We start from the raw sequence: 26,591 nt of genomic DNA, 5'->3' as shown, positions 1-26,591 counted from the left end.
TTATTGAGCAGTCGGCATGCTGAACTCGGGCCCCTTGGCGATGCTGTCGGGCCAGCGTTGCATCACGCTTTTGTAGCGGCTGTAGAAGCGCAGCCCTTCTTCGCCGTAGGCATGGTGATCACCGAACAGCGAACGCTTCCAGCCGCCAAAGGAATGCCAGGCCATGGGCACCGGGATCGGCACATTGATGCCCACCATGCCGACCTTGATGTTGCGGGCGAACGCACGGGCGATGCCACCGTCACGGGTGAAGCACGACACGCCGTTGCCGAACTCATGGGCGTTGATCAGCGCCACCGCCGTGGCGAAGTCCGGCACACGGACAATCCCCAGCACCGGCCCGAAAATCTCTTGCTGGTAGATGCTCATCTCAGCGGTGACCTGGTCGAACAGCGTCGCCCCGACAAAGAACCCCTGCTCGGCCCCCGGCACCTTGAAACCACGGCCATCGACGATCAGGCGCGCGCCCTCGGCCACGCCGGCGTCGATGAAGCCTTCCACCTTGGCCTTGTGCTCGGCGGTGACCAGCGGCCCCATATCGGTGCCGGGCTGCTGGCCGTTGCCGATCTTCAGTTGATCAATACGGGGCAACAGTCTGGCAATCAATTCATCCCCCACATCACCCACCGCCACGGCGATGGAAATCGCCATGCAGCGTTCGCCGGCCGAGCCGTAGGCCGCCCCGATCAACGCATCCGCGGCCTGGTCGAGATCGGCATCGGGCATGACGATCATGTGGTTCTTCGCCCCGCCCAGGGCCTGGACACGCTTGCCGTGCGCCGTGCCTTGCTGGTGGATGTACTCAGCGATCGGTGTGGAGCCGACAAAGGAAATCGCTTCGATGTCCGGGTGCTGCAACAGCGCATCCACCGCCACCTTGTCGCCTTGGACGACGTTGAACACGCCATCCGGCAGGCCGGCTTCCGTCAGCAAGCGGGCCATCAGCAAACTGGCGGACGGGTCGCGCTCCGAAGGCTTGAGGATGAAGCAGTTGCCGGCAACCAGCGCCAGGGGAATCATCCACAGCGGCACCATCACCGGGAAATTGAACGGCGTGACCCCAGCGCATACGCCCAGGGGCTGGCGCAGGTTCCAGTTGTCGATGCCGCCACCGATGTTGTCGCTGAAATCGGTCTTGAGCAGGTTCGGCGCACCGCAGGCGTACTCGACGATCTCGATGCCCCGGGTGACTTCACCGTGGGCGTCGGACAGCACCTTGCCGTGTTCACGGCTGATGATCTGCGCCAGTTCGTCGTGATGCCGATCGAGCAATTCCTTGAACTTGAACATCACCCGCGAACGACGCAGGGACGACTGCTCGGACCAGCCCGGGAACGCCGCCAGCGCCGAAGCCACCGCCGCGTCGACAGTGCCCGGTTCGGCCAGGGCCACCCGGGCCTGCACCGCGCCGGTGGCCGGGTTGAAGACATTGCTCAGGCGCGCGTTGTCGCTGGCCTGCACTCGACCGTCGATGTAATGGCCTACTACCGGGGCGTCGCTCATTGTTCTTGTTCTCCCTGCGTATGTATGGGGTCAGAGATCCAGCAGCCAGCTGTGCTGCGGATCGTTATGGAATTGCCAGACCCGCTTCGGGCCGGCCATGACGTTCAGGTAATACGACTCGTACCCGTAGGGCACACTGACCGGGTGATAACCCTTGGGTACCACCACCAGGTCACTGTTTTCCACCGCCATGGCCTGGTCGATGCTGCGATCGTCGGTGTAGACCCGCTGGAACACGAAGCCTTGGGACGGGTTGACCTGGTGGTAATAGGTCTCTTCGAGAAAGCTCTGGTGTGGCAGGTCGTCGGTGTCGTGCTTGTGTGGCGGGTAACTCGAGGAGTGTCCCGACGGCGTGCGCACTTCCACCACCAGCAGCGAGTGGGCCGGTTCGCTGTCCGGCAGGATGTCGCAGACATAACGGGTGTTGGCGCCCTTGCCGCGCACGCTGCGTTTCATGCTCTCCGGGCGGATCAGCCGTGGGCCGTATTCGTTACGCGCCGAACCTGGCGCGGCACACACCGCCACCTGCACATCGCTCAGGGCAGTGACCTGGGCCTGGCTGCCCGGTGGCAGGTAAGCGGCATAGGGTGACTTGTCCTCGAACACCGACTGGCGATCACCCAGGTTGTCCCAATCGAAGGCGCCCTGCCCCGGCGCTTCGCCCTTGAGACTGATGCGACCACTGAGCAGCACCAGGCACAGCTCCTGGTCCCCGGCGGCCACCGGCAGGGTTTCACCCAGGCCCAGGCGGTAGGCGGCGAACCCGACGTATTCCAACTCACCCGCTGGCAACTGGACCATGGTTCGGCCGCTGGGATGGCTCTTGATCAACAGGCTCATGACGCACTCCTTTCCAGCAAGGCACGCAGAGTGTCGTAGCCCTTCTTGGCGTAGGCATAACTCGGCGCTACGGCGGGATCCTGCTCGGCTTCCACCACCAGCCAGCCTTGGTAGTCGGCGGCCAGCAGCACATCGAGCAACGCGGCAAAGTCGATGTCACCATCTCCCGGCACGGTGAAGGTGCCGTTGATGATGCAGTCGGGGAAGCTCCAAAGGTTATTGCGCGCCAGTTGCACCACCGGCTTGCGCACGTCCTTGAAATGCACATGGCAGATCCGTTCGATGTGTTTACGCAGCACCTGCAACGGTTCGCCACCGCCCATGTAGCAGTGACCCGAATCGAACAACAGGCCCACTTCGCTACCGGTCAGGGCCATCAATTTGTCGATGTCCGCGGGTGACTCGACATAAGCGCCCATGTGGTGGTGATAGGCCAGGCGCACGCCTTGGGACAAGGTGAAGCGCGCCAGTTCGGTGAGTTTGTCAGCGTAGGCTTGCCAGGCTTCGTCGGTGTGAAAACGCGGCCGCTCGACCAATGGAATGCGTTGGCCTTGAATGGAGTCGGCGACCTCGCCGTACACCAGTACGTTGGCGCCGTTCTGCGCCAACAGCTCGACGTGGCTGGCGATGGCGTCGATCTCCTGCGCCGCCGAGCGCCGGGCCAGGCGACTGGAATACCAGCCGGAGACCAGCGCCAGGTCATACGGCCGCAGCACATCGCCGACGCCCTTGGCGTCCTTGGGGAACTTGCCGTTGAGCTCGAAGCCTTCGTAGCCGATGGCTTTGCCTTCACTCAGCGCGGTACTCAACGGCGTCTCGCCGCCCAGCGATGGCAAGTCGTCGTTGCTCCAGGAAATCGGGTTGATGCCAATTCGAATAGCGGGCATGGCTGCACCTTTTATTGTTCTCAAACTGAATATCGAAAACCATTTGTGAATACATCACTGTGGCGAGGGGATTTATCCCCGCTGGGCTGCGAAGCAGCCCCTTGACGGCTGAATGTAAATTGCCTGACACACCGCGTTGCCAGAGTTTGGGGCCGCTTCGCAGCCCAACGGGGATAAATCCCCTCGCCACAAAGGCCTTGTAACGCCATCACGCCCGCGCAGCACGCCAGGCCTCGATCAGCTCCACAAACCGGCCCTGCACCTGTTGGATCAGCGTTTCATCATCGATTTCCCCGGCCAGCCAGGCCCGGCTCGGTTCCTGGAAGATCGTGCGGCCCACGGCAAAACCGCGGCAAGTGCTGCTCTGGCTGGCCTGGCGAAACCCTTCGGCCAACGCGGCGGCCGGGGCGTTGAGGCCCAGCAGCACCACGCCACGGCAATACGGGTCGCGCTGTTGGATCAGCTCATCGAGCTGCTGCCACTCATCCGCGCCCTGGGCTTCGATCTTCCACCACGCCGGAAAGATGCCCAGGTTGTAGAGGCGCTTGAGGGCGCGATAGAGCACATCCGGGTGCGGTGATGGATGATCCTTGGGCGGAATGACTTCCAGCAGCAATTCATGACCGCTGGCCTGGGAGGCCTTGTACAACCCCATCAATTGCGCCTCTTGCTCCAGGCGCAGCAGCGGTTCGTCGTCCGGGTGAAATTGCACCAGGCACTTGATGATCTGCTCCTGGGGCCAGGCGATCAGGTTGCTGCCAATGGAGCGCCCGTGTTCGAAAGCCAGTGGCCGCGAACCCTGCACTTCCACCGGCCGTGCCACCCACCAGCCGCGGCCAGTGGCAGCGTTCAGCGAATCCTGGCCAAAGCGCTGGTCGGCCAGCAGACCGACATCAGCCTCGATGCCCTGGTGCCGCAGGTCGGCTTCGACCCGCGCCACCGCCTGGATGAACAGTTGCTTGAGTTCGCCGATGCTGCTCAACGCGCGGCCGCCCTTCTGGGCCAGCTCCACCAGTTGTCCGCGATGGTCGAAGGCGAAGATGAACAGCTGTTTCCAGGTCTTGCGGGGCACGCTGACCTGATGCAGGCGTTGCAGCACGACATCCTGGTCCGGCCGGGTGATGGGCACCGGGCTGTCGAACAAATAGTCGAGTTCGGCCCGGGTCGGCATTGCCGGGGCGCAGGCATGGCGCGACACCACCAACCCACCGCAGGCATTGGCCAACTGGCAGCAGCGTTCATCGCTGGCATCCTCCAGCCAGCCGGCGAGAAATCCGGACATGAACGCATCGCCGGCGCCCAGTACATTCAAGACTTCGACCCGCACGCCAGGGTAAATGGCGCCGTCTTCGAGCCGGGCCGGAATGGCACCATGGATCACCGTGCAACCCTGGGGGCCTAGCTTGACCACCAAGGTCGCCGCCGTCAGCGAGCGTACGGTACGCAGCGCGGTCAGCAGATCTTCACTGCCGCCGGCGATGAGAAATTCTTCTTCGGTGCCGACGATCAGATCGAAACGCGGCAGGATGCTCTGCACGTGCTGGCTGACTTTCTGGTCGGCCACAAACCGCGTTTCCCCATCGGCCTTGCCCGCCAAGCCCCAAAGCACTGGCCGGTAATCGATGTCGAGGACTCGCTTGACCTGATGTTTTTGCGCATAGTCCAGCGCCTGGATACTGGCCTTGTAGACGCCGTCGGTGGAGAAATGCGTGCCGGTGATCAGCAACGCCTTGCTGGAAGCAATGAAGGTTTCGTCGATGTCTTCGGCGCGCAACGCCATGTCGGCGCAGTTTTCCCGGTAGAACACCAGGGGAAAGGTTTCCCGGTCCTTGATCCCCAGCAGGACCATGGCCGTCAGGCGTTCGGGATCGACCTTGATGCCACTGACATCGCAGCCTTCGCGGGCCAGGGACTCCACCAGGAAGCGGCCCATGTGGTCATCGCCTACCCGGCTCAACATCGCCGACCTGAGGCCCAGGCGCGCCGTGCCGAACGCGATGTTGGCCGAGGAACCGCCAAGGTATTTGGCGAAGCTCGAAACATCTTCCAGGCGCGCGCCGACTTGCTGCGCGTAGAGGTCGACGCCCAGGCGTCCCAGGCAAATCACATCCAATTGACGCCCACTGGCAAAACGAGTCTGGCCCATGCTGGCTCCTGTTATTTTTATCAGCCTGCGCTTGTCGCCGACACCGGCGCCAACGCTGTTGGTGAATGCAGACTAAAACGAGCAGCGCGCAATAATCAATAATTATTCTATAAATTTTTTATGTGGAATATTTTTTCCAACTCACCACAACCAAAGCGAACCAGACGCAGTGCATCGTTTCAGCATCTGCTGCAACATTTGTCCGCCCATGATTTTCCCTGCGCCTACGCTGTAGACTGCGAGCAGCCAACCTATTGTCGAGGGCCGGCCTTTTTTCGGGCCGCCCTATAAGAACAAGCCAGAAGGATTTTCTATGACCCGCCCCGATGATCTGCCGGCGCCGTCCGAGAGCGCGTCCGAACCCGCCCTCCCGAGCCCACCGATCAATGCCGAGCGCCTGCTGCAACTGATCACCGACGAATACGAAAGCCTGCCGCGTCAGCTCAAGCGCATCGCCAGCTACATGAGCCAGCAGAGCGACCGGATCATGGTCGACCGCATCAGTGACATCGCCCGGGAATGCGAAGTGCACCCCTCGGCCATCGTCAGGTTTTCCCAGCGCTTCGGCTTCAGCGGGTTCAGCGAAATGCAGGCGTTGTTCCGCGAGGCCTACACCCACAAGACCACGCCGGTGCAGAACTATCAGCAGCGCATCCGCAGCATGATCGCCAACAAGTCGCAGAAAGCCAGCGGCGGCGACCTGGCCCGTGAGTGCGTCAATGCGACCCTGTCGGGCATCGAGCGCCTGGGGTTGGAGCTGGACGACCAGGCGTTCGAAAAGGCCGTGGACCTGGTGGTCAATGCCGACAATATCTACGTGGTGGGCGTACGCCGCTCGTTCGCGGTCGCCGATTACCTGGTCTACAACCTGCAACACACCAACAAACGCATTCACCTGGTATCCGGCCTGGGGGGCAGCTACCGCGAGCAGATGCGCAGTGTGCGGGCCAACGACCTGGTCATCGCCATCAGCTTTACGCCCTACGGCAAGGAAACCCAGCACTGCCTGCGCATTGCCCAGCATCACCAAGCCAAGACCCTGATCATCACCGACAGCAACCTCTCGCCCCTGGCCAAGCGGGCCAACGCAGTGTTGCTGGTGAACGAAGGCAGTTCGTTCGCCTTTCGTTCGTTGAGCGCCACGTTGTGCCTGTGCCAGGCGTTGTTCATCGCCGTGGCTTACCGGCTGGAACTCAAGGTCGATGAGATCCATGAACAGGTCGGGTTCGAGGATTAACGCCCGCAAGATTTCCTGAAGGAGACGTCATGAAACTGATCGGCATGCTGGACTCGCCCTACGTGCGACGTGTCGCCATTTCCGCCAAGTGCCTGGGGGTTGCCCTGGAACACGAGTCCGTTTCGGTGTTCAGGCATTTCGAACGGTTCCAGCGCATCAACCCGGTGGTCAAGGCCCCGACCCTGGTGCTGGACGATGGCAACGTGCTGATGGATTCAACGTTGATCATCGACTACCTCGAGGCCTTGGCCGCGCCGGGAAAAAGCCTGATGCCGGTCGACAGTGGGCAACGGCTGCGCACACTGCGCCTGATCGGCCTGGCCCTGGCGGCGTGCGAGAAGTCGGTGCAGATCTACTACGAACGCAACCTGCGGCCGACAGAAATCCAACACGCCCCCTGGGTCGAACGTGTGGAAGGCCAACTGGCGGCGGCCTATGGCATGCTCGAACAGGAACTGGCGAAACAGCCACTGGCCACCGATGGCACACTCGATCAGGCGGGCATCACCTTGGCAGTGGCCTGGAGCTTCACCCACCTGGTGGTGTCGGACCAGGTGCAGGGCAAGTCATTCCCATCGATCAGCGCGTTCACCGCCTATGCCGAAGGGCTGGAGGCGTTTGTCAGCACCCCGATGGAATAAGCGCAGGGTTCCGATCCACCCTGGATCCCTGTGGGAGCGAGCTTGCTCGCGATAGCGGTGTACCAGTCAACATGGATACTGACTGACCTGACGCCATCGCGAGCAAGCTCGCTCCCACAGTTTGTTCCCGGATGTCTGCGGGATATGCACTCACCACAACTCCACAGTTTGTTTTCGGTTGACTGCGGGATATGTATTGATCACAGACCCCACACAGGATTTGCTCAGGCCAGCTCCATTTCCTTTGGCTTTACCACCGGCGCCACCTCGAAGCGGTCCGCCAGGAATGGCGTGATGTCCAGCGGCAAGGGCTCGTTGTTCACCAGTTTGTCCAGCAACACGCCGGTGATGGCCGAGGTCAGGATGCCGGTGCGGAAATGCCCGCACGCGTTGAGATAGCCTTCCACCCCGCGCATCGGTCCCAGGATCGGTAGTTCATCGGGCGAGCCCGGGCGCAGGCCGGCCCAGGTTCGTTTCAGGTTGATGTCGACCAACTGCGGAATACAGCGCACCGCGCCTTGCACCAGCCCTTCGATCTCCGGATAAGTCGTGGTCACGTCGAAACCTTTGTCTTCGGTGGTGCTGCCGATGAGGATTTCACCGTTGTCTTTCTGCGCCACATAGCAGTCGCTGGTGGTCAGGCAGCCATTGAGGATTTTCGGCATGCGTTCGGTCAGCAGGATCTGGCCCTTGACCGGCTTGACCGGAATCCGCACGCCGGTGGCCTGCTCGCTCAGGTCCGCCGCCCAGGCGCCGGCCGCGTTGATCAGGGTCCGGCAGTGGAAAGTCCCCGCCTCGGCGGTTTGCACCCCGGTCACCCGCGTGCCGCTGCGCAACACTTCGGTCACGTTGGTGTTGAAGAACAGGTCGACGCCGTTCTGCCGGGCGCCTTCGGTGTAGGCGTCGGCCAGGCGGAACGGGCTGAGCTGGTGATCGCAGAGAAACTCCAGGGCGCCCAGGGCCTCATGGCTCACATTCGGCTCTGCCTCGCGCAAGGCCGCCTGGTCAAGCCAGCGTACCTGGTCTGCCAGGTGGGGAATGCAGGCGACGATGTGCTCGGCGTACAAACGGTCTTCGTCGTCGTAGATCACGAACTTGAGCCCGGTCTCCTCGAACTTGAAATCCATACCGTGGCGGTCGATCAATTCCCGGTGCAACTGCGGGTACATCGCATTGGACTGCAATGCGAACTCGAAGAACGACTGCGGCAGGATGTGCGGCGTGCTGGCATCCACCGCCACGGCGGCGCCCTGGGTCTGACGCTTGCGGTTGGCCGACATCATGCGAAAGAAGATCACCCCGCAACCCAGGCCCACCGACTCACCGATGGCCCACAGCCCACCCGCCGAGGCGCGGGTCGCGTTGCCGGGGCGCTTGGCATCGATCAGGGCGATCTTCAGATGCTTGCGCTTGGACAGTTGATAGGCACACGAGGCCCCGATCACACCGCCACCGGCGATGACCACATCGTAGTCCTTAATCATGGGAAACGGCCTCCGTGCCGGCGTTCTGGAACGCTGAAAAGGGAATCGGATCGATGGGGAAACGCGGCCGCAGCCAACCCACGTCGGCACGCCCGGTGGCTTCGCACAAGCGGTCACTGCAGTAGCCGACGCACATCCGCCCCTGGCAATCGCCCATGCTCACGCGGGTGCGCATCTTCAGGCTGGCCATGTCTTGCACGCCTTGCTCCAGCGCCCGGTCGATGTCGGCGCGGGTGGCGTGCTCGCAGCGGCAGATCACCGTGTCGGCGGCAGGCAACGCGGTTTGCCCGGCACCACGCCGGGTGTAGCGATCCACGGCGGCGCGAAAGCGAATGATCCGCGCCAGTTGCGCCTGGTAACGCTCCCGGTGGGCCAGGGCCGTGGACGGATCCAGCACGTTGCGTTGCATGAGGATCGACAACGCCGCGATGCGCCCGCTGAGCATGGCCGCTTCACCGCCACGGATCCCGCCCATGTCGCCGGCCAGGTGAATGTGCGCTTCGCTGCTTTGTTGCCAGGCATCGGACACGGCCCGCAAATAGCCGTCCTCGCTGAAACCGTGCTCCAGGCCCATCTGCTGGCTCAATTGAGTCCGCGGGATAAACCCGTAGCCCACCGCCAGGGTCTGGGCCGGCACCTGTTCGGCGCGTTTGAGGTCCGGTTCCCAGGTCGCGGAATAAGGCGCGACGGTGACGTGGCTCAACTCACCCTCGCCATCAGCCTGCACCACGCCCCAGCCATAACGCACGGGAATGCGATTGAGCTTGAGGTAGGCCAGCATGCTCAGGCCGTCGAGGAACAACTGCGGCTTGTTCAGCAACGCCAGGCTTTCCTTGGCGATCCGGCCGAACCCACAGGCTTCGAAGACACCCGCCACCGCTACGCCCGAAGCGTGCAACTGGCAGGCCACCAGCGGCAGCAACGGCCCCGTGCCGGCGATCACCACCGGGCTCGGCGGCCGGACCACGCCGCTCTTGATCTGCAATTGCAGGCCCCCGAGCATCATCACCCCCGGTAGCGTCCAGCCAGGAAACGGCACGCTGCGTTCGTGACAACCGGCCGCCAGGACCAGATGGGAATAGGCGACCTCCCCCAGGCGCTCGTCGGCATCCAGCAGCATCAACGCCCGGAAGCCTTCGGCACCGATGACACGGTTGCCCAATCGCACATCGATCAACCCGGCATGGCGCTGGTATTCTCCGTGGAGTTTTTCCAGGGCTTCGCTGTAGCGCGGCCCCAGGTAATCCAGGCTGACGCCATCGCGCAGCGGCCCGCGGTACACGACGCCGCCGAGGCGCGGCGCCTCTTCGAGCAAGGTGCAACGCACCCCGTGGGTGGCCAGCTCGATGGCCGCAGCCATGCCCGCCGGCCCACCGCCGACAATCACCGGATCGAGGCTCATGGCGCCTCCGTTTCGGTCATGCGGTTGGCCCGGGTTTCGATCTGCATGCCAGGGCGCACCAGGGTCTGGCAGGCGCGGCGCTTGTGGCGGCCGTCGATCTTGACCAGGCAGCATTGGCACACGCCCATGCCGCAGTAGGCGCCGCTGATCTGGTCGTGGTCGTTGCGGGCGACCTGGCGTTGCCCCAGGGACTGGATGACGGTGAGGACGGTTTCCCCGTGGGCGGCGTTGACGGCTTGCCCGTCCAGGCGCACCGTCATATCGGCGCGGGTCAACGGCTGGATATCGAATGTTCGACGTAGAACGTCTTGAGGTTGCATCATGCTGCTCTTCCTTGAAGGTTCAGTGAAGTTTCGGCTCCTTGCGGCACACATCCACCGGTTCGCGTCGGTACCCGGCAACGGCGCACCGAAGCGGGGCAACAGACGCAACATGATAGTGCGCGCGAAATTCATGTTAGGGATAATTTGTGACCAAGTGTTGATCCAGGCCAGCGAATCGGCGTGCCGGTCCATGAACTTTTTTTCAGAAAGCCGACAGGTAATTTTTGGCAGAATGCTGTGCAATCGCTCCAACTTCCCTACACGGTACCGCCCATGAACCGCATCCTGACCATCGAAGACGACGCCGTGACCGCCCGTGAAATCGTTGCCGAGCTGACCCGCAACGGCCTGGACGTCGATTGGGTCGACAACGGCCGCGAAGGCCTGGAACGGGCGGTCAGCGGCGACTACGACTTGATCACGCTGGACCGCATGCTGCCTGAGCTCGACGGCCTGGTGATCGTCACCACGCTGCGCACCATGGGCGTGGCCACACCGATCCTGATGATCAGCGCCCTGTCCGATGTGGATGAACGCGTGCGCGGCCTGCGGGCCGGCGGCGACGATTACCTGACCAAGCCGTTCGCCACCGACGAAATGGCCGCCCGGGTCGAAGTGCTGCTGCGGCGCAACAATGGCGCCCGCGAGCCGGAAACCGTACTGCGGGTAGCCGACCTGGAGCTGAACCTGATCAGCCGCGAAGCCAGCCGCAACGGGCAACTGCTGAGCCTGTTGCCCACCGAATACAAGTTGCTGGAATTCCTGATGCGCAACAGTGGGCAAATCCTCTCGCGCATGATGATTTTCGAGGAAGTCTGGGGCTATCACTTCGACCCCGGCACCAACCTGATCGACGTCCACATTGGCCGCCTGCGCAAGAAAATCGACCCGCCGGGCCTGGAACCGCTGATTCGCACGGTACGGGGTTCCGGCTATGTCATTGCTGAACCCCGCTAAGGGCTGGCGCTCCTCCAGCAGCCGCCTGCTGGCGCTGTACAGCTCGCTGTTCGTGATCTGGAGCGCGATCCTGATGGGGGTGATGTATTACGAAGTGTTTGGCTACCTCGACAGCCTGGCCAAACACTCCCTGATGCAGCGCCAGCACCTGTTCGCCCGGATCCACGGCGACCAACTGGAAGATGCGCTCATGGCCAGCCTGACGCTGGACGAGCGCGGTGTCGACGCCTACGGGCTGTTCGATGCGCAACTGCGCCATTTGAGCGGGCCGATCCTGCGCGTGCCTGCCGACCTGCCCCTTGACGGCAGGATCCACATGCTTGGCGGCTGCGTCGATTCCGATGATCCGGGCGTGCCTTCCGATAGCTGCGACGCGGTGGCGACCCGGACCCAGGACGGCCGCTGGCTGATCCTGGCGCGGGACAACGGCTCGCTGTTCGCGGTCACACGGATCATCTTGCACGCGCTGTTCTGGGGCGTATCGCTGACCATCCTGCCGGGCATCGCTGGCTGGCACCTGCTGCGCCGCCGACCGCTACGACGGATTCGCCAGTTGCAGGCCAGCGCCGAAGCCATCGTCGCCGGCGACCTGACCCATCGCCTGCCGCTGTCGAGCCGGCGCGATGAGCTGGACATGCTGGCGGCGATCGTCAATGCCATGCTCGAACGCATCGAACGCCTGATGAATGAGGTCAAGGGCGTGTGCGACAACATCGCCCACGACCTGCGCACCCCGCTGACGCGCCTGCGTGCCCAGCTTTATCGCATCCAGCAGCAAGCGCCGGACGGCTCCCCCGAGGCCTTGCAGATGGACCAGGTAATCGCCGAGACCGACACCCTGATGGCGCGGTTTCGTGGTTTGTTGCGGATTTCCGAACTGGAAGACCAGCAACGGCGCTCGGGCTTCGTACGCCTCGATCCGTTGCAGTTATTGCAGGAGCTGCATGATTTTTACCTGCCCCTGGCCGAGGAAGGCGAACTGACCTTCATCCTGGAGGCGCCCGACGCCCTGCCCCTGCTCAACGGCGACCGGGCCTTGCTGTTCGAGGCGGTGTCGAACCTGCTGAGCAACTCCATCAAGTTCACCCCGCCAGGGGGCACCGTGATCCTGCGTGGGGTCGACCAAGGCGACAGCACCCGCATCGAAGTGCTCGACTCCGGCCCGGGCATTCCCGAGGCGGAGCGCAAGGCGGTGTTCCGCCGTTTCTACCGCGCAGAGGGCAGCAGCCAGCACGGCGGATTCGGCCTGGGCCTGTCCATCGTCGCAGCGATTGTCAATCTGCACGGTTTTACGTTGGAGGTGGGCAGCAGCGAACACGGTGGCGCGCGGCTGGTGCTCGATTGCCGGGGGGCGTTGTTGTAGGGAAACCACATCCCCTCAGCCTTATAGGAGCTGTGTAGGAGCTGTGTAGGAGCTGTCGAGTGCAACGAGGCTGCGATCTTGTTCCAGACAATTGAGTCGAGAGCGAAAGATCAAGATCAAAAGATCGCAGGCTTCGCCAGCTCCTACGGAGGGTGGGGTGCCTGATGTTTATCTATAGAGGTTCACTGCGATGCAGCGGAGTGTTTTCAAGCTCATAACGCAACTCCTCGATCAGCTTCGCCAGGCTTTCTTCCGAACGGACGCTGTCGACACTCATGCCGCTCACCACCAAGTCCACCTCACCGCTTTCACGGTGATACAGGCGCACGGTGAGGGTGCCGTCGCCATTGAGGCTGCATTCGCAGGCCAGCGGCGTAAAGCTTTCTTCGAGGCGGGCACGCAAGGGGGCCAAATGGGTCATGGGATGCACCTCAGCCCTGAGCGAAATAATGAACGGTGGACAGCGCCGGCCTCCTGGTCCGAATAGATATCCTGTCGCGCTCGTATCGGGTTCGTTCACTGCACATCGTGGCATATTCCTTGAGTGTTTCGCGGGGACGCGACATCACAAACGATGCCGCACCCCCATAGCCTAAGGAACCGTTCCCCGGTTCAAAACCCGAATTTGCACCAGTGTGCCCGGTACATTTGCACTGGCTATCATGGTGCCTTCATTCGCCATTCGCCGGCGAACAGACCCCGCTCTCGCGCCCAGACAATCGCCTCGCTGCGGCTGTGGACATCCAGTTTCGAATACAGTGTCGCCACGTGATTGCGCACGGTGTTGGGCGCCAGCTTCAGCCTCGCGGCGATTTCCTTGTCTGCCAGCCCCTCGCAGATCAGCCCCAGCACGTCCCGTTCCCGGGCCGTCAGTTCGGTGAATGACACGCTCGGCACCTGGGCGTTGATGCTCTTCACGTTGGCCAGTTTTTCAATCAGGGTCCGACTGAACCAGGACGCGTCTTTCATCACCTCCTCGATGGCCGCCACCAGCTCCAGCTCCGAGCGCTTGCGTTCGGTGATGTTCATCAGCACCAGCAGGTAACAGGGCTTGTCCTGGATAAGCACCGTGTCGGCAGCGACCTCACAATCGATGAGCTCACCGCCTTTCTTATGCACCTTGACGTCGATACTGGAGACCGCGGCAGCCTTTTCCAGCCGGGCAAACAGCGCGGCGCCGGCGTCCTTGTCGAGAAAACCGATCTCCTCCACGGTTTTACCCAGTAACTCTTCGCTGGCGTAACCGGTGGTCTGGAGAAACGCTTCGTTGATTTCCAGCAATTGTTGTTCGGCGCTGCACACCAGGGTGGGCACGGGCGACAGGCGGAACGACTTGGCAAAACGCTCCTCGCTCTGGCGCAGCGCCGTTTCCGCCTTGCGACGCGGCTCCATGTCCATGAAGGAAAACAGCATGCAGTCTTCGTCATGCAGGTCCAGGGGCTGGCCGGCGACGACCACCTGCTTGGTGGTGCCATCGGGCAATTTCAACTCGGCCTGCATCTGCGGAATCGTCGCGCCCTGCCCCAGGCGCTCGACGGCCAGGTCGCGCTTTTCGGCGGCTTCGAGCACATCCAGTTCATACACCGAACGCCCGATCACCTGCTCGCGGCTGTAGCCGGTCATCTCCAGGAACCCCGGATTGACCTTGATGTAGCGCAGGTCGCTGAGACGACAGATCACCGCCGGCGCCGGGTTGGCCCCAAAGGTTTTCTCGAAGCGCTGCTCGGCGCTGGCCCATTCGGTGGCATCACTGAGGATCAACACAAGCAGCTCCGGCTCGCCGTTGCGGTCGGCCAGGACCATGCTTCGGATCCGATGCACCCAGGTGCGATCCGGGTCGGCCTTGGGCGTGACCTCCACCAACACATCGCTGAACTCATCGCCACGGGCAACCCGGGCGATGGGGTAGCTGTCCTCTGTCAGCGGATGGTTGTTGCGGTAACGCAAGTTGAATCGTTGGGCGTATTGCCGGGCCGTGGTGCCCAGCTCAGAGAGGTCCTGGACCCCGTGCATGGTCAAGGCCGCGGCGTTGGCCCAGGCAATGGTCTGGTCAACCTCGATCAACATCACCCCGTCGGACAATCCGGCAATGATCTGCAGCAATTGACGACGGTTGGTATCAGTGGTCGGGACTTGCTGATTCATTGGGTCTCCATGTGATTCAGGCGCGCATGGAAGTTACGACCATCCCCATTGATGACACGTTCCCCATAGCAGCGACGTAGGAGCTGTCGAGTGCAACGAGGCTGCGATCTTTCCATTACCAATTGAGTCGAGAGCGAAAGATCAAGATCAAGATCAAGAGATCGCAGGCTTCGCCAGCTCCTACATAAACGTTCAGCTGCGATCTTCTACCCTTCACGCCGCCATGCGCCCCTCGGCAATCGCCTGGGAGGCCGCCAGCATCGCTCGCAGCAACACCGCGCAACCGGCGGCGAGATCGTCGGGGGCGGCGTTTTCGATTTCGTTGTGGCTGATGCCGCCTTCGCAGGGTACGAAGATCATCCCGGCCGGGCCCAGTTCGGCGAGGAAGATCGCGTCATGGCCGGCACCGCTGACGATGTCCAGGTGAGACAGGCCCAGCCCCTGGGCGGCCCCGCGTACGGCATCGACGCAGCCCTGGTCGAAATACAGCGGCGGGAAGTCGGCGGTGGGTTTCAAATCGAAGGTCAGGCCGTGCTGCCGGCAGGTGTCTTCGATCACTTGCTTGACCTCGGCGATCATCGAGTCCAGGCGCGCCGGTTCCAGATGACGGAAATCCAGGGTCATGCGCACCTCGCCGGGAATCACGTTGCGCGAGCCCGGATAGGCCTGCAGGCAACCGACCGTACCGCAGGCGTGGGGCTGATGACCGAGGGCGGCGCGGTTGACGGCGCCGACGATGATCGACGCGCCCACCAGGGCGTCCTTGCGCAGGTGCATCGGGGTCGGACCGGCGTGAGCCTCGACGCCTCGCAAGGTCAGGTCGAACCACTTCTGCCCCAGGGCGCCCATCACCACCCCGATGGTCTTGCCCTCGTCCTCGAGGATCGGTCCCTGTTCGATGTGCGCCTCGAAATACGCCCCCACCGGATGCCCACTGACCGGGCGCGGGCCGGCATAGCCAATGGCATTGAGCGCCTGGCCCACGCTGATGCCCTCGGCGTCGGTCTTGGCGAGGGTTTCTTCGAGGGTGAATTTCTCGGCGAACACCCCGGAGCCCATCATGCAGGGGGCGAAGCGCGAGCCTTCTTCGTTGGTCCAGACCACCACCTCCAACGGCGCTTCGGTCTCGATGTTCAGGTCATTGAGGGTGCGCAGCACCTCCAGCCCGGACAGTACGCCAAAGCAGCCGTCGAACTTGCCGCCGGTGGGTTGGGTGTCGATGTGGCTGCCGGTCATGACCGGTGGCAGGTTCGGATTGCGCCCCGGGCGCCGGGCGAAGATATTGCCCACCCCATCGATGCTGACGGTACAGCCAGCGGCTTCGGTCCATTGCACGAACAGATCCCGGGCCTGGCGGTCGAGGTCGGTCAGGGCCAGCCGGCACACACCGCCCTTGACCGTGGCACCGAGCTGGGCCAGGTCCATGAGCGATTGCCACAGGCGGTCGCGGTTGATGTGCGGGTGGGTGGATTGCAGGACGTCGATGGCTGCGTTCATGGGGATCTCCTTCAGGCCGTTATCTCATTTCAACGCGGTCCAGTGTGGGAGCGAGCAAGCCCACTCCCACAGGAACCGCATTCATCTGTTATTGCAGAGGTGACTTGGCGACAGCCGGGCTAGCCCCCTGCATGCTGCACAACCCGTAATAAATCACCCCACCCAGCGCCGAGCCGGTGAACCAGCCGTAGCTGTAGAACCAGCTGAACGCGTCGCTGCCCAGGGACAACAAGGTCAGCACCACCGGCACGCCAAAGGCGATGAAGCCGTTCCAGTTCCACGCCGGGTAAATGTCGTCGCGGTACAACCCGGCCAGGTCCAGTTGCTGTTTCTTGATCAGGAAATAATCCACCACCATGATCCCGGCAATCGGCCCCAGCAGGCTTGAATAACCCAGCAGCCAATTGGAATAGACCGACTCGAGGCTGACCTCGGAGACGATCAGGCCGAGTTTCTTCAACAGTTCGTGGGCCATCAGTGCCAACCCCACCAGCCCGGTGAGCATCACGGCCTTGGTGCGGCCGATCAGTTTCGGCGCCAGGTTCTGGAAGTCATTGGTGGGCGAAACGATGTTGGCGGCGGTGTTGGTCGACAGCGTGGCGACGATGATCAGCACCATGGCCAGCGCCACCCACACCGGGCTCTGGATGTGCCCGATCAGGGTCACCGGGTCGGAGACGGTCACCCCCACCAGTTTTTCCGAGGCGGCGGTCATGACCACGCCGAGGGAGGCGAACAGGAACATGGTCAACGGCAGGCCGATGATCTGCCCCACGACTTGGTCTTTCTGGCTCTTGGCATACCGGCTGAAGTCCGGAATGTTCAACGACAGGGTGGCCCAGAAACCGACCATGGCCGTCAGCCCGGCGAGGAAATAGCCGGTCACCCCGGCACCTTCGGGCCGCTTGGCCGGGACCGCCATCAGTTCAGTCAATGAAACGTTGGGCAATGCCCACACCAACAGACCGACGCCCACCAGCACCAGCAGCGGCGCAGACAAGGTTTCCAGCCATTTGATCGACTCGGCGCCGCGCAACACCACCCACAGGTTGATGACCCAGAACACCATGAAGCCGATCACTTCGCCGGTGCCCCCCAGGCTCTTCCAGCCGTCGAACACCGAGCCAAGAAAGAGGTGGATCGCCAGCCCGCCGAACATCGTCTGGATACCGAACCAGCCGCACGCCACCAGGGCACGGATCAGGCACGGTACGTTGGAACCGATGACACCAAAGGACGAGCGCAACAGCACCGGAAACGGAATGCCGTACTTGGTCCCGGCGAAGGCGTTCAGGGTCAGGGGGATCAGCACGATGATGTTGGCAAACAGAATCGCCAGCAGCGCCTCGCCCACCGTCAGGCCGAAATAGGCGGTGAGCACGCCGCCGAGGGTGTAGGTCGGCACGCAGATCGCCATGCCCACCCACAGTGCGGTGATGTGCCATTTGTTCCAGGTTCGCTCGTGCACCTTGGTCGGTGCGATGTCGTGGTTATAACGGGGGCTGTCGAGGACGTCGCTGCCGGCTTCAAGCTCGAACAATCCGTCGCGCTCGGTCACTGTTGATCTGGTCATGTCCGCTCCACTGTTTTCATTATTTTTGCTCATCGACGGGCGATGGCCGGAGTACTTGCACGCGTGCTACCGACCACCCCGCCAGACCCACGACGGCACTCAATAACCGTGCCGGATAATGCGCCGAGCTGACCGGATGATCGATATAACCCTTTCAACCTTTTGATGTTTAACGTTTTAAAGCCACGTTATTGCCTTGTTTCACTCCCTGCATATCGCCCTTTAGGCTAGATGACCTTCACGCCCTGTCGAGAGGAAGATTCAAAGTGGTGCACCCCGGATCGACGCGAGGTGTCTAGGCCGCACTTGCAACGCTTTCAAGCCGCTGATTTACCATGACAAATCTCGCTCAAATAATAATCCTGTCAAGTGCGTCAAAATGGTGAGCAGGCTCACCATTTTGGTGAACTTATAATTTAATCTTTAAATTTCAATAAGTTATTTAACGCATAAGCTTATAAAAAATAATCTTGCTCATTTCACAAACTCCAGCTAGCGTCTAATCCTGACAGTTGTGACAAGAATATAAACCGGCACGACTTTACCTACCGTGATCGATAAAACATAAAGAACCGGCAACAGTCGGTCATGCCTGCGAGGAACTCGGAATGTCTCTGTTGATCCGTGGCGCCACCGTTATTACCCATGATGAAAGTTATCGCGCCGATGTGTTTTGCGCCGACGGCGTGATCAAGGCCATTGGTGACAACCTGGATGTTCCGGGCGCTGTCGAAGTGCTCGATGGCAGCGGTCAATACCTGATGCCCGGCGGCATCGACCCCCATACGCATATGCAGTTGCCGTTCATGGGCACGGTCGCCAGTGAAGACTTCTTCAGCGGCACGGCGGCGGGTCTCGCCGGCGGCACCACCTCGATCATCGACTTCGTGATTCCCAACCCCCAGCAGTCGCTGATGGAAGCCTTTCATCAATGGCGGGGCTGGGCCGAGAAAAGCGCCAGTGACTACGGTTTCCACGTGGCGATCACCTGGTGGAGCGAACAGGTCCGCGAAGAAATGGCCGAGCTGGTCAGCTATCACGGGGTGAACAGCTTCAAGCATTTCATGGCCTACAAGAATGCAATCATGGCCGCCGACGACACCTTGGTGGCGAGCTTCGAGCGCTGCCTGGAATTAGGCGCGGTGCCCACCGTGCACGCCGAGAATGGCGAACTGGTCTATCACCTGCAACGCAAGCTGCTGGCCCAGGGCATCACCGGCCCCGAAGCCCATCCGTTGTCACGCCCTTCGCAAGTGGAAGGCGAAGCCGCGAGCCGCGCCATCCGCATCGCCGAAACCCTGGGCACGCCGCTGTACCTGGTGCACGTGTCCACCAAGGAAGCCCTGGACGAAATCACCTACGCCCGCAGCAAGGGCCAACCGGTCTACGGTGAAGTACTGGCCGGGCATCTGCTGCTGGACGACAGTGTCTATCGCGATCCCGACTGGCAGACCGCCGCCGGCTACGTGATGAGCCCGCCCTTCCGCCCACGCGGGCATCAAGAGGCACTCTGGCACGGCTTGCAGTCCGGCAACCTGCACACCACTGCCACCGACCACTGCTGCTTCTGCGCCGAACAGAAGGCCGCCGGGCGTGACGACTTCAGCAAGATCCCCAACGGCACCGCCGGTATCGAAGACCGCATGGCGGTGCTCTGGGACGAGGGGGTCAACAGCGGCAAATTGTCGATGCAGGACTTCGTCGCCCTCACCTCCACCAACACCGCGAAAATCTTCAACCTCTACCCACGCAAGGGGGCGATCCGCGTCGGCGCCGATGCGGACCTGGTGCTCTGGGATCCCCAGGGCAGCCGCACGATCTCAGCCAAGACCCACCACCAACAAGTGGACTTCAACATCTTCGAAGGCAAGACCGTGCGCGGCGTGCCCAGCCACACCATCAGCCAGGGTCGGCTGGTGTGGGCCGACGGCGACCTGCGGGCCGAGCGCGGCGCCGGGCGCTACATCGAACGACCGGCCTACCCGGCGGTGTTCGATTTGCTGAGCAAGCGGGCGGAGTTGAATAAGCCAACCGCCGTGAAACGCTGAAATTGATCGTTCCCACGCTCTGCGTGGGAACGCAGCCCGGGACGCTCTGCGTCCCAAAGCGGAACGCGGAGCGTCCCCAGAGGCATTCCCACGCGGAGCGTGGGAACGATCAAGTCCCCCAAAAAAACCACTGCCCACCAGAGGCAGCACCTCAAACACCGTGAGGCCCACTCCATGATCCAGCCCTTGAGTCACCTCCCCCATTCCCAGGAAGACCCGGCCACCCTCGCCGCCCGCTTCAGCGACCTGGCGCCGCCGCTCAACGCGCGCCAGGCCCACCTGGAAGCGTCCCGTTGCCTGTACTGCTACGACGCGCCCTGCGTGAACGCCTGCCCGAGCGAGATCGACATTCCTTCGTTCATTCGCAACATCCACCAGGACAACGTCCAAGGCGCGGCCCAGAAAATCCTCTCGGCCAACATCCTCGGCGGCAGTTGCGCCCGGGTCTGCCCCACGGAGGTCCTGTGCCAGCAAGCCTGCGTGCGCAACAACGCCCATGAGTGCGCGCCGGTGTTGATCGGCTCGCTGCAACGCTACGCGGTGGACAACGCCCACTTCAGCGAACATCCGTTCAAGCGTGCCGCCACCACCGGCAAGCGCATCGCCGTGGTCGGGGCCGGGCCGGCGGGGTTGGCGTGTGCGCACCGCAGCGCGATGCATGGCCATGACGTGGTGATTTTCGAAGCCCGGGACAAGGCCGGCGGCCTCAACGAATACGGGATCGCCAAGTACAAACTGGTGGACGATTACGCCCAACGCGAGCTGGATTTCCTGCTGGACATCGGCGGCATCGAAATCCGTCACGGCCAGAAACTCGGCGAGAACCTGAGCCTGAGCGACCTGCACCAGCAGTTCGACGCAGTGTTCCTCGGCCTCGGCCTGGCCGCCAGCAAACAACTGGGCCTGAGCGACGAACAGGCCCCGGGGCTGCTGGCCGCCACCGAATACATCCGCGAACTGCGCCAGGCCGACGACCTCAGCCAGTTGCCGCTGGCCGACCGTTGCATCGTGCTCGGTGCCGGCAACACCGCCATCGACATGGCCGTGCAGATGGCTCGCCTCGGCGCCCGGGACGTCAACCTGGTCTACCGTCGTGGCCTCGAGGACATGGGGGCCACCTTGCATGAGCAAGACATCGCCAAGGCCAATCAGGTGCGTCTGCTGACCTGGGCCCAACCGCAACAGGTGTTGCTCGATGACGCCGGGCATGTGCGCGGCATGCGCTTTTCCCGGACCCATCTGGAAAACGGTCGACTGGTCATCGGTGCCGAGACCTTCGACCTGGCCGCCGACGCCGTTTTCAAAGCCATCGGCCAAGCCTTCGATGACAACGCACTGGTGGACCCACTGGCCCGGGAGCTCAAGCGCCAGGACGGGCGAATCCTGGTGGACGAACACCTGCGCACCAGCATTCCCGGTGTCTATGCCGGCGGCGATTGCACCAGCCTGGACCAGGACCTCACCGTGCAGGCCGTGCAGCACGGCAAGCTCGCCGCCGAGGCGATCAACGCTCAACTGATGCTTAACGTGGAGGCTGCGTAAATGGCCGATCTGTCGATTGTCTTCGCCGGCATCAAAGCCCCCAACCCGTTCTGGCTGGCCTCCGCGCCACCCACCGACAAGGCCTACAACGTGGTCCGCGCCTTCGAGGCCGGCTGGGGTGGCGTGGTCTGGAAAACCCTCGGTGAGGATCCAGCGGCGGTGAATGTGTCCTCGCGTTATTCGGCCCACTACGGTGCCAATCGCGAGGTCTTGGGCATCAACAACATCGAGCTGATCACCGACCGTTCCCTGGAGATCAACCTGCGGGAAATCACCCAGGTGAAAAAGGACTGGCCGGACCGGGCGTTGATCGTGTCGCTGATGGTGCCCTGCGTCGAAGAATCCTGGAAACGCATCCTGCCCCTGGTGGAAGCCACCGGCGCCGACGGCATCGAGCTTAACTTCGGCTGCCCCCACGGCATGCCGGAACGGGGCATGGGCGCGGCGGTCGGCCAGGTGCCGGAATACGTCGAGCAAGTGACCCGCTGGTGCAAGACCTATTGCTCGCTGCCGGTGATCGTCAAGCTCACGCCGAACATCACCGACATCCGCGTCGCCGCGCGGGCGGCCCATCGGGGCGGTGCGGACGCGGTGTCGTTGATCAACACCATCAACTCCATCACCAGCGTCGACCTGGACCGCATGGTCGCCCTGCCCAGCGTCGGCAGCCAGAGCACCCATGGCGGTTACTGCGGTTCGGCGGTCAAGCCCATCGCCCTGAACATGGTCGCCGAAATCGCCCGCGACCCGCAGACCCAAGGCTTGCCGATCTGCGGCATCGGCGGCATCGGCAGTTGGCGCGACGCGGCGGAATTCATCGCCCTTGGCAGCGGCGCGGTGCAGGTCTGCACGGCGGCGATGCTGCATGGTTTTCGCATCGTCGACGAAATGAAGGACGGCTTGTCGCGGTGGATGGACGAGCACGGCCACGCCAACCTCCAGGCGTTCTCCGGTCGCGCGGTGGGCAACACCACTGACTGGAAGTACCTGGACATCAACTACCAGGTCATCGCCAAGATCGACCAGGAGGCCTGCATCGGATGCGGTCGCTGCCACATCGCCTGCGAAGACACCTCACACCAGGCCATCGCCAGCCTCAAGCAGGCGGACGGTACGCGTAAATATGAAGTGATCGATGAAGAGTGCGTGGGTTGCAACCTGTGCCAGATCACCTGCCCGGTGCAGGACTGCATCGAGATGGTGACGGTGGACACCGGCAAGCCGTTCCTGGATTGGAACCATGATCCGCGCAATCCCTATCATGTCGCGGTTTGAAATTTGAGGTGTCAGGGCTGGCCTCTTCGCGAGCAAGCCCGCTCCCACAAATGGATCGCTGTCGTTCACAGATAGTGTGTTCACTACAGACCCAATGTGGGAGCGGGCTGGCCCGCGAAGGGGCCATCAGCCTCACCAAAAATTCTCAAGGCTCCAACCCGATCCCCCGCAAAATCACCCCGGTCACCGTCTGCACCGCCCGTTCGAATTGCATGTCCGACAGCGGCTGGTGGTCGTTGAGAATATTGATCTGGTGGTCGAAGTCGGCGTAGTGCTGGGTCGAGGCCCAGATCATGTAGAGCAGGCTGGAGGGCTCCACCGGGAGGATGCGTTTGTCCTCCACCCACTGGCGGATTTTCGCTTCCTTCATCTTGGCCCAGTCATAGAGACTGGCGTCCAGTGCCTGGCCCAGGGTCGGGGCACCGTGGATGATCTCGTTGGCCCATACCTTGGAGCCGTAGGGCCGGCTGCGGGAGTGGTTCATCTTGGCGCGGATGTAGCTGCTGAGCACCACCCGCGGGTCGTCGAACATTTCGAAGCACAAGGCATCCTGTTTCCACACCTCCAGCAGATCGAACAGCACGGCGCTGTACAGTTCACTCTTGGTGCTGAAGTAGTAATGCAGGTTGGAACGAGGCAATTGCACTTCGGCGGCGATGTCGGCCATGGCGGTGCTGCCGAAGCCTTTCTCGGCAAAGACCTTCTCGGCGGCCAACAGGATTTTCTCGACGTTACTGCGACGAATCTCGATCTTGTGATTGCCCATGAGGGCTCCCTGGCAACAGCGTTGCTCAAGACTAGCATTCACCCACTTTTGAAAACACTGGGGATCCCTGCGGGAGCGAGCCTGCTCGCGATAGCGTCATCAGCCTCACCTGAATTATCTAATGCCCTCCCTATCCCGGACTAACAGTTCTGCTAGTAGACGTCCTCCGAGAAATACCCGAGCCTGACACAGCCGAGCGCACCCGGGAGACCCAGTCCATGTCAGCTTCGTCGAAAAACATCCTATGCCGCTATCACTACGATCCACTGGATCGCCTCACAGGCCTGACACCGCTCGGGCATCCCGGTACACAACGCTTCTATCAGAACAACGAACTGGTCAATGAAATCGACAGCGAGGCACAGCTCACGATCGTGCGCAACGGGGAACAGCCGCTGGCTCAGCGGCTGAGTGTCATCGGTGTGACCGAGACGACACTGCTGGCGACGGATCAACAGCGTTCGCCGTTGGCGGCGGTGACGGACACAGATTTGCAACGGATGGCCTATACCGCCTACGGTCACCGTACGGGGGAAAGTGGGTTGAGCAGTTTGCTCGGATTCAATGGCGAGCGGCCTGAACCGATCACCGGGCACTATCTGTTGGGACAGGGTAATCGGGCTTTCAATCCGGTGTTGATGCGGTTTAACAGTCCAGACGAGTTGAGTCCGTTTGGTGATGGGGGGATCAATGCGTATGCTTATTGTGGGGGGGATCCGGTTAATTGGTATGATCCAACTGGGAACGTTCTAATAAAAATTTTTAAAATAGACTTCCTCATCGGCAACCCTGTGTTAGACCTTTCATCTAGCGCGCCCCTGGACCTTTCATTAAAAACTATTACCCGTCCTGCCTCCCAACTTCCCGCAGTTCCGCAAATAAATCCGCAAACCTTCCCAATAGCGGGGCCGGCCCTGACCAATACCGTTACGCCCTCGGCTGCCCCAAAGACGCCCAGTGTGGCAGCACGATTACCCCCCCGACAGAGAGCTACACGACCTTATTCTCGAACCGCAAACCCAACGAAAAATCAAAAAAGAGTTTATGCCTTTGAAGATAGACAAGCGAAAAGGGTCGAGTTATGGGAGCGTTTTGTAAAAAGAAATCCAGATACCACCATAGATGCCAGTCGAGAAGTTCGAAGACGGCTTACGGACGCTCTAGCAAATTTGGATTTTTCCAAACAAGGTGGGCTCGTATTAGGTGATGGAGGAGAAGTGCTGAATAGATCAGCCCTCCGAAAGGCAGTCTCGAGAGCCCAACTGGCGGTCAAGGCCGATGCTTGGAAAAAGGTCCAACGGCTCAGAGAGATCAAAAGGGCCAATAGGAACATTCGTGCTCAATAAATTTAATAACTCCTAACTAAATTAACGTGCTGACCCATTGGGTCTTTGGCGAGCAAACGACCTGAGTTAAAACAGTTTGCATAATTATGCGTATGTGTACCTGGGCCACGGTACTCAGAAGCGCCCGTGGCGAGGGAGCAGCCTCCCTCGCCACGGGTGTGCGCTAGGTCGGTTGGCGCTGTTCGACGTTATCCAGTGCGCGGTTGGCCAGCAGACTGCCCAGTTCGATCAGTTGTTGGATACCCAGGAGGAAATGTCGGCGCGAACCGTTCAGGTCGAAGGCCAGGTCCTCAACCATGGCGTTGGCCGAGGCCAGGGTTTCGCTGAGGTTGGCGAGCAGGCTTTCGGTGTCGATATCTTTGTTGACGGTGAAGAGCTGGCCGGGGGCAGGATCCGTTTCGGGTTTGTCCGGTTTGGGGTTCAGGTAATGGTCGAGGACGCGGTCGGTGACTTCGTCGTGTTTTTGAGGCTTGGTTTTTTTGCGCGGCGAGGCTGGATCAGTGTTCGGTGGGTTGGGGGTTACTTTGAACATAGTTGAAGCTCCGATGCTGTAGAAGGGAGCCAACACCCTCTCGCTACCAAACGAATTAGGGTGGCGGCCATACGAAGGTTGGTAGACCGGGCATCGGAGCCGGCGCCTCCGAAGAGACCCTGCGCATGGCCACCAAAAAGCGAAGTGCGTGATTGCACTCGCAAGAGATGACGCTATGCACCGACAGCCCGGGCTACCAAACCCGATCACTGATTCAATTCAGTGACCCGGAAACGATAGAGCCCTGGCCCCCAGGCGCACAAGCCGGCGGATTCTGGCGCAGGTGTAGGCAACGGCGCAAGACGACGTAGCCCGATCCAGAACGATCCTACATCTGGATAAACACAACCCTGTTTAGACTGGGAATAGGATCAACCACACACCTGTGGCGAGGGGATTTATCCCCGCTGGGCTGCGAAGCAGCCCCGATTACTGTCGCAGCGGTGTGTCAGGCTGATTGCATTCAGCCGTCTTTAGGGCTGCTGCGCAGCCCAGCGGGGATAAATCCCCTCGCCACAAGAGACCTCACTGTCAATTAGATCGTGGGCATTCGACTAATGTCTTAGACCAGTCATCGCACAACCAAGCACCCTTCCCACTATCCTCAAACCACAGATCTGCCCGGCGCTACGCCTGGGATCTTGACCTCGTCCAGCGACAGCCGTTGAAACGCCTCATCTTGAAGCACAGCTGAGTTGGATAATTCCGATAATGGCCAGTTGACAATGAGCAGCCGCTTCCAAATAATCCCTCCAATGTTGTACGACGACGTATGACAAAAATAAAAACAACAAAAAAGTAGGGAGCGTCATAGTGAGCACACGTGTCCGTTTTTCGCCCGATCGCCGTCCAAACCGCCGTACCCTTCTCAACGCCAGCCCCGCCCTGATCCTGCTCGGTTGCAGCAGCCTTGCCGCGTTTCTGCCAACCGCCGCCAGCGCCGAAGGCTTCGTCGATGACGCCAAGGCCACGCTGAACCTGCGCAACGCCTACTTCAACCGCAACTTCACCAACCCGAACAATGCCCAGGGCAAGGCCGAGGAATGGACCCAGAGTTTCATCCTCGACGCCAAGTCCGGCTTCA

22 protein-coding genes are annotated in these 26,591 nt (G+C 61.6%); 9 read left to right on the top strand and 13 right to left on the bottom strand.

The window, feature by feature from the left end; genetic code table 11:
* From BM317_RS04245 to iolC, 4 genes are all read right to left on the bottom strand, one after another.
* Nucleotides 1-1,503 (bottom strand): CoA-acylating methylmalonate-semialdehyde dehydrogenase, encoded by a 1,503-nt coding sequence (locus tag BM317_RS04245; RefSeq protein WP_092473190.1) that lies wholly within the window; start codon nt 1,501-1,503, stop codon nt 1-3.
* A gap of 30 nt (nt 1,504-1,533) precedes the next feature.
* Nucleotides 1,534-2,343, bottom strand: a complete 810-nt coding sequence (gene iolB, locus BM317_RS04240; protein ID WP_092171832.1) for a 5-deoxy-glucuronate isomerase — start codon at nt 2,341-2,343, stop codon at nt 1,534-1,536.
* A complete protein-coding gene (iolE, locus tag BM317_RS04235) occupies nt 2,340-3,230 on the bottom strand; it encodes a myo-inosose-2 dehydratase (RefSeq protein WP_092473188.1) in 891 nt (296 codons plus the stop codon). Before iolE ends, iolB begins: the two co-directional genes overlap by 4 nt.
* 208 nt (nt 3,231-3,438) lie before the next feature.
* Nucleotides 3,439-5,376, bottom strand: a complete 1,938-nt coding sequence (gene iolC, locus BM317_RS04230; RefSeq protein WP_092171840.1) for a bifunctional 5-dehydro-2-deoxygluconokinase/5-dehydro-2-deoxyphosphogluconate aldolase — start codon at nt 5,374-5,376, stop codon at nt 3,439-3,441.
* 313 nt (nt 5,377-5,689) lie between these two features.
* Here iolC and BM317_RS04225 point away from each other — a divergent pair, with 313 nt between their 5' ends.
* On the top strand, nt 5,690-6,613 hold the full coding sequence (locus tag BM317_RS04225; RefSeq protein WP_003202885.1) for a MurR/RpiR family transcriptional regulator: 924 nt from the start codon (nt 5,690-5,692) through the stop codon (nt 6,611-6,613).
* Nucleotides 6,614-6,642: 29 nt separating this feature from the next.
* Nucleotides 6,643-7,254: a glutathione S-transferase gene (locus BM317_RS04220; protein WP_092171844.1), complete on the top strand. Its 612-nt coding sequence runs from the start codon at nt 6,643-6,645 to the stop codon at nt 7,252-7,254.
* A gap of 224 nt (nt 7,255-7,478) precedes the next feature.
* On the opposite strand, the gene hcnC is transcribed toward BM317_RS04220, so the two are convergent.
* From hcnC to hcnA, 3 genes are read right to left on the bottom strand one after another with little or no spacing between them, the layout of a single operon-like run.
* Complete coding sequence (gene hcnC / locus BM317_RS04215; protein WP_092473186.1) at nt 7,479-8,738, bottom strand: cyanide-forming glycine dehydrogenase subunit HcnC; 1,260 nt, start codon at nt 8,736-8,738, stop codon at nt 7,479-7,481.
* Nucleotides 8,731-10,140, bottom strand: coding sequence for a cyanide-forming glycine dehydrogenase subunit HcnB (gene hcnB, locus BM317_RS04210; RefSeq protein WP_092473184.1), 1,410 nt, complete (start codon nt 10,138-10,140; stop codon nt 8,731-8,733). Before hcnB ends, hcnC begins: the two co-directional genes overlap by 8 nt.
* Complete coding sequence (gene hcnA / locus BM317_RS04205) at nt 10,137-10,460, bottom strand: cyanide-forming glycine dehydrogenase subunit HcnA (RefSeq protein WP_072404983.1); 324 nt, start codon at nt 10,458-10,460, stop codon at nt 10,137-10,139. The genes hcnB and hcnA overlap by 4 nt, the downstream gene beginning before the upstream one ends.
* A 276-nt stretch (nt 10,461-10,736) precedes the next feature.
* On the opposite strand from hcnA, the gene BM317_RS04195 reads away from it, so the two are divergent.
* On the top strand, nt 10,737-11,420 hold the full coding sequence (locus tag BM317_RS04195) for a response regulator transcription factor (protein ID WP_039592999.1): 684 nt from the start codon (nt 10,737-10,739) through the stop codon (nt 11,418-11,420).
* Nucleotides 11,398-12,783, top strand: coding sequence for a sensor histidine kinase (locus tag BM317_RS04190; protein WP_092171861.1), 1,386 nt, complete (start codon nt 11,398-11,400; stop codon nt 12,781-12,783). Before BM317_RS04195 ends, BM317_RS04190 begins: the two co-directional genes overlap by 23 nt.
* A 172-nt stretch (nt 12,784-12,955) precedes the next feature.
* Here BM317_RS04190 and BM317_RS04185 read toward each other — a convergent pair whose 3' ends face one another.
* The 4 genes from BM317_RS04185 to BM317_RS04170 all read right to left on the bottom strand — a co-directional run bounded on the left by BM317_RS04185 (nt 12,956) and on the right by BM317_RS04170 (nt 17,998).
* Nucleotides 12,956-13,204, bottom strand: coding sequence for a DUF1652 domain-containing protein (locus BM317_RS04185; protein ID WP_092171864.1), 249 nt, complete (start codon nt 13,202-13,204; stop codon nt 12,956-12,958).
* A gap of 239 nt (nt 13,205-13,443) precedes the next feature.
* Nucleotides 13,444-14,928 carry a PAS domain S-box protein gene (locus tag BM317_RS04180; RefSeq protein ID WP_092171868.1) on the bottom strand — a complete coding sequence of 495 codons (1,485 nt, stop codon included), beginning with the start codon at nt 14,926-14,928 and terminating at the stop codon, nt 13,444-13,446.
* A 213-nt stretch (nt 14,929-15,141) separates the two neighbouring features.
* On the bottom strand, nt 15,142-16,425 hold the full coding sequence (locus tag BM317_RS04175) for a Zn-dependent hydrolase (protein WP_092171872.1): 1,284 nt from the start codon (nt 16,423-16,425) through the stop codon (nt 15,142-15,144).
* A gap of 88 nt (nt 16,426-16,513) precedes the next feature.
* The gene (locus BM317_RS04170; protein ID WP_092171876.1) at nt 16,514-17,998 is read right to left on the bottom strand and encodes an NCS1 family nucleobase:cation symporter-1; all 1,485 of its coding nucleotides are present in this window, start codon (nt 17,996-17,998) and stop codon (nt 16,514-16,516) included.
* 608 nt (nt 17,999-18,606) lie between these two features.
* Here BM317_RS04170 and hydA point away from each other — a divergent pair.
* The 3 genes from hydA (at nt 18,607) to preA (ending at nt 22,863) form a co-directional block, all read left to right on the top strand.
* Nucleotides 18,607-20,046, top strand: a complete 1,440-nt coding sequence (gene hydA, locus BM317_RS04165; protein ID WP_092171880.1) for a dihydropyrimidinase — start codon at nt 18,607-18,609, stop codon at nt 20,044-20,046.
* 174 nt (nt 20,047-20,220) lie between these two features.
* Nucleotides 20,221-21,588, top strand: a complete 1,368-nt coding sequence (locus BM317_RS04155; RefSeq protein WP_092473180.1) for an NAD(P)-dependent oxidoreductase — start codon at nt 20,221-20,223, stop codon at nt 21,586-21,588.
* Nucleotides 21,589-22,863: an NAD-dependent dihydropyrimidine dehydrogenase subunit PreA gene (preA, locus tag BM317_RS04150; RefSeq protein WP_092171891.1), complete on the top strand. Its 1,275-nt coding sequence runs from the start codon at nt 21,589-21,591 to the stop codon at nt 22,861-22,863.
* Between the two features lie 145 nt (nt 22,864-23,008).
* Here preA and BM317_RS04145 read toward each other — a convergent pair whose 3' ends face one another.
* A complete protein-coding gene (locus BM317_RS04145; RefSeq protein ID WP_060741719.1) occupies nt 23,009-23,629 on the bottom strand; it encodes a TetR/AcrR family transcriptional regulator in 621 nt (206 codons plus the stop codon).
* A 218-nt stretch (nt 23,630-23,847) separates the two neighbouring features.
* Between BM317_RS04145 and BM317_RS04140 the strand changes: the two genes are divergently transcribed.
* Nucleotides 23,848-24,975, top strand: a complete 1,128-nt coding sequence (locus BM317_RS04140; protein ID WP_092171895.1) for an RHS repeat-associated core domain-containing protein — start codon at nt 23,848-23,850, stop codon at nt 24,973-24,975.
* A 163-nt stretch (nt 24,976-25,138) separates the two neighbouring features.
* On the opposite strand, the gene BM317_RS04135 is transcribed toward BM317_RS04140, so the two are convergent.
* Nucleotides 25,139-25,507 carry a DUF6124 family protein gene (locus BM317_RS04135; protein WP_092171899.1) on the bottom strand — a complete coding sequence of 123 codons (369 nt, stop codon included), beginning with the start codon at nt 25,505-25,507 and terminating at the stop codon, nt 25,139-25,141.
* A gap of 813 nt (nt 25,508-26,320) precedes the next feature.
* Here BM317_RS04135 and BM317_RS04130 point away from each other — a divergent pair.
* Nucleotides 26,321-26,591, top strand: a 271-nt coding sequence (locus BM317_RS04130) for an OprD family outer membrane porin (protein ID WP_139236011.1), incomplete at its 3' end; no start/stop codon positions are given.

This window comes from Pseudomonas sp. NFACC24-1 (assembly GCF_900115235.1).
Taxonomy (GTDB): Bacteria; Pseudomonadota; Gammaproteobacteria; order Pseudomonadales; family Pseudomonadaceae; genus Aquipseudomonas; species Aquipseudomonas fluorescens_AA.
The sequence above is the reverse complement of the archived record's forward strand: the minus strand, read 5'-3'. Positions and strand labels throughout refer to the sequence as shown.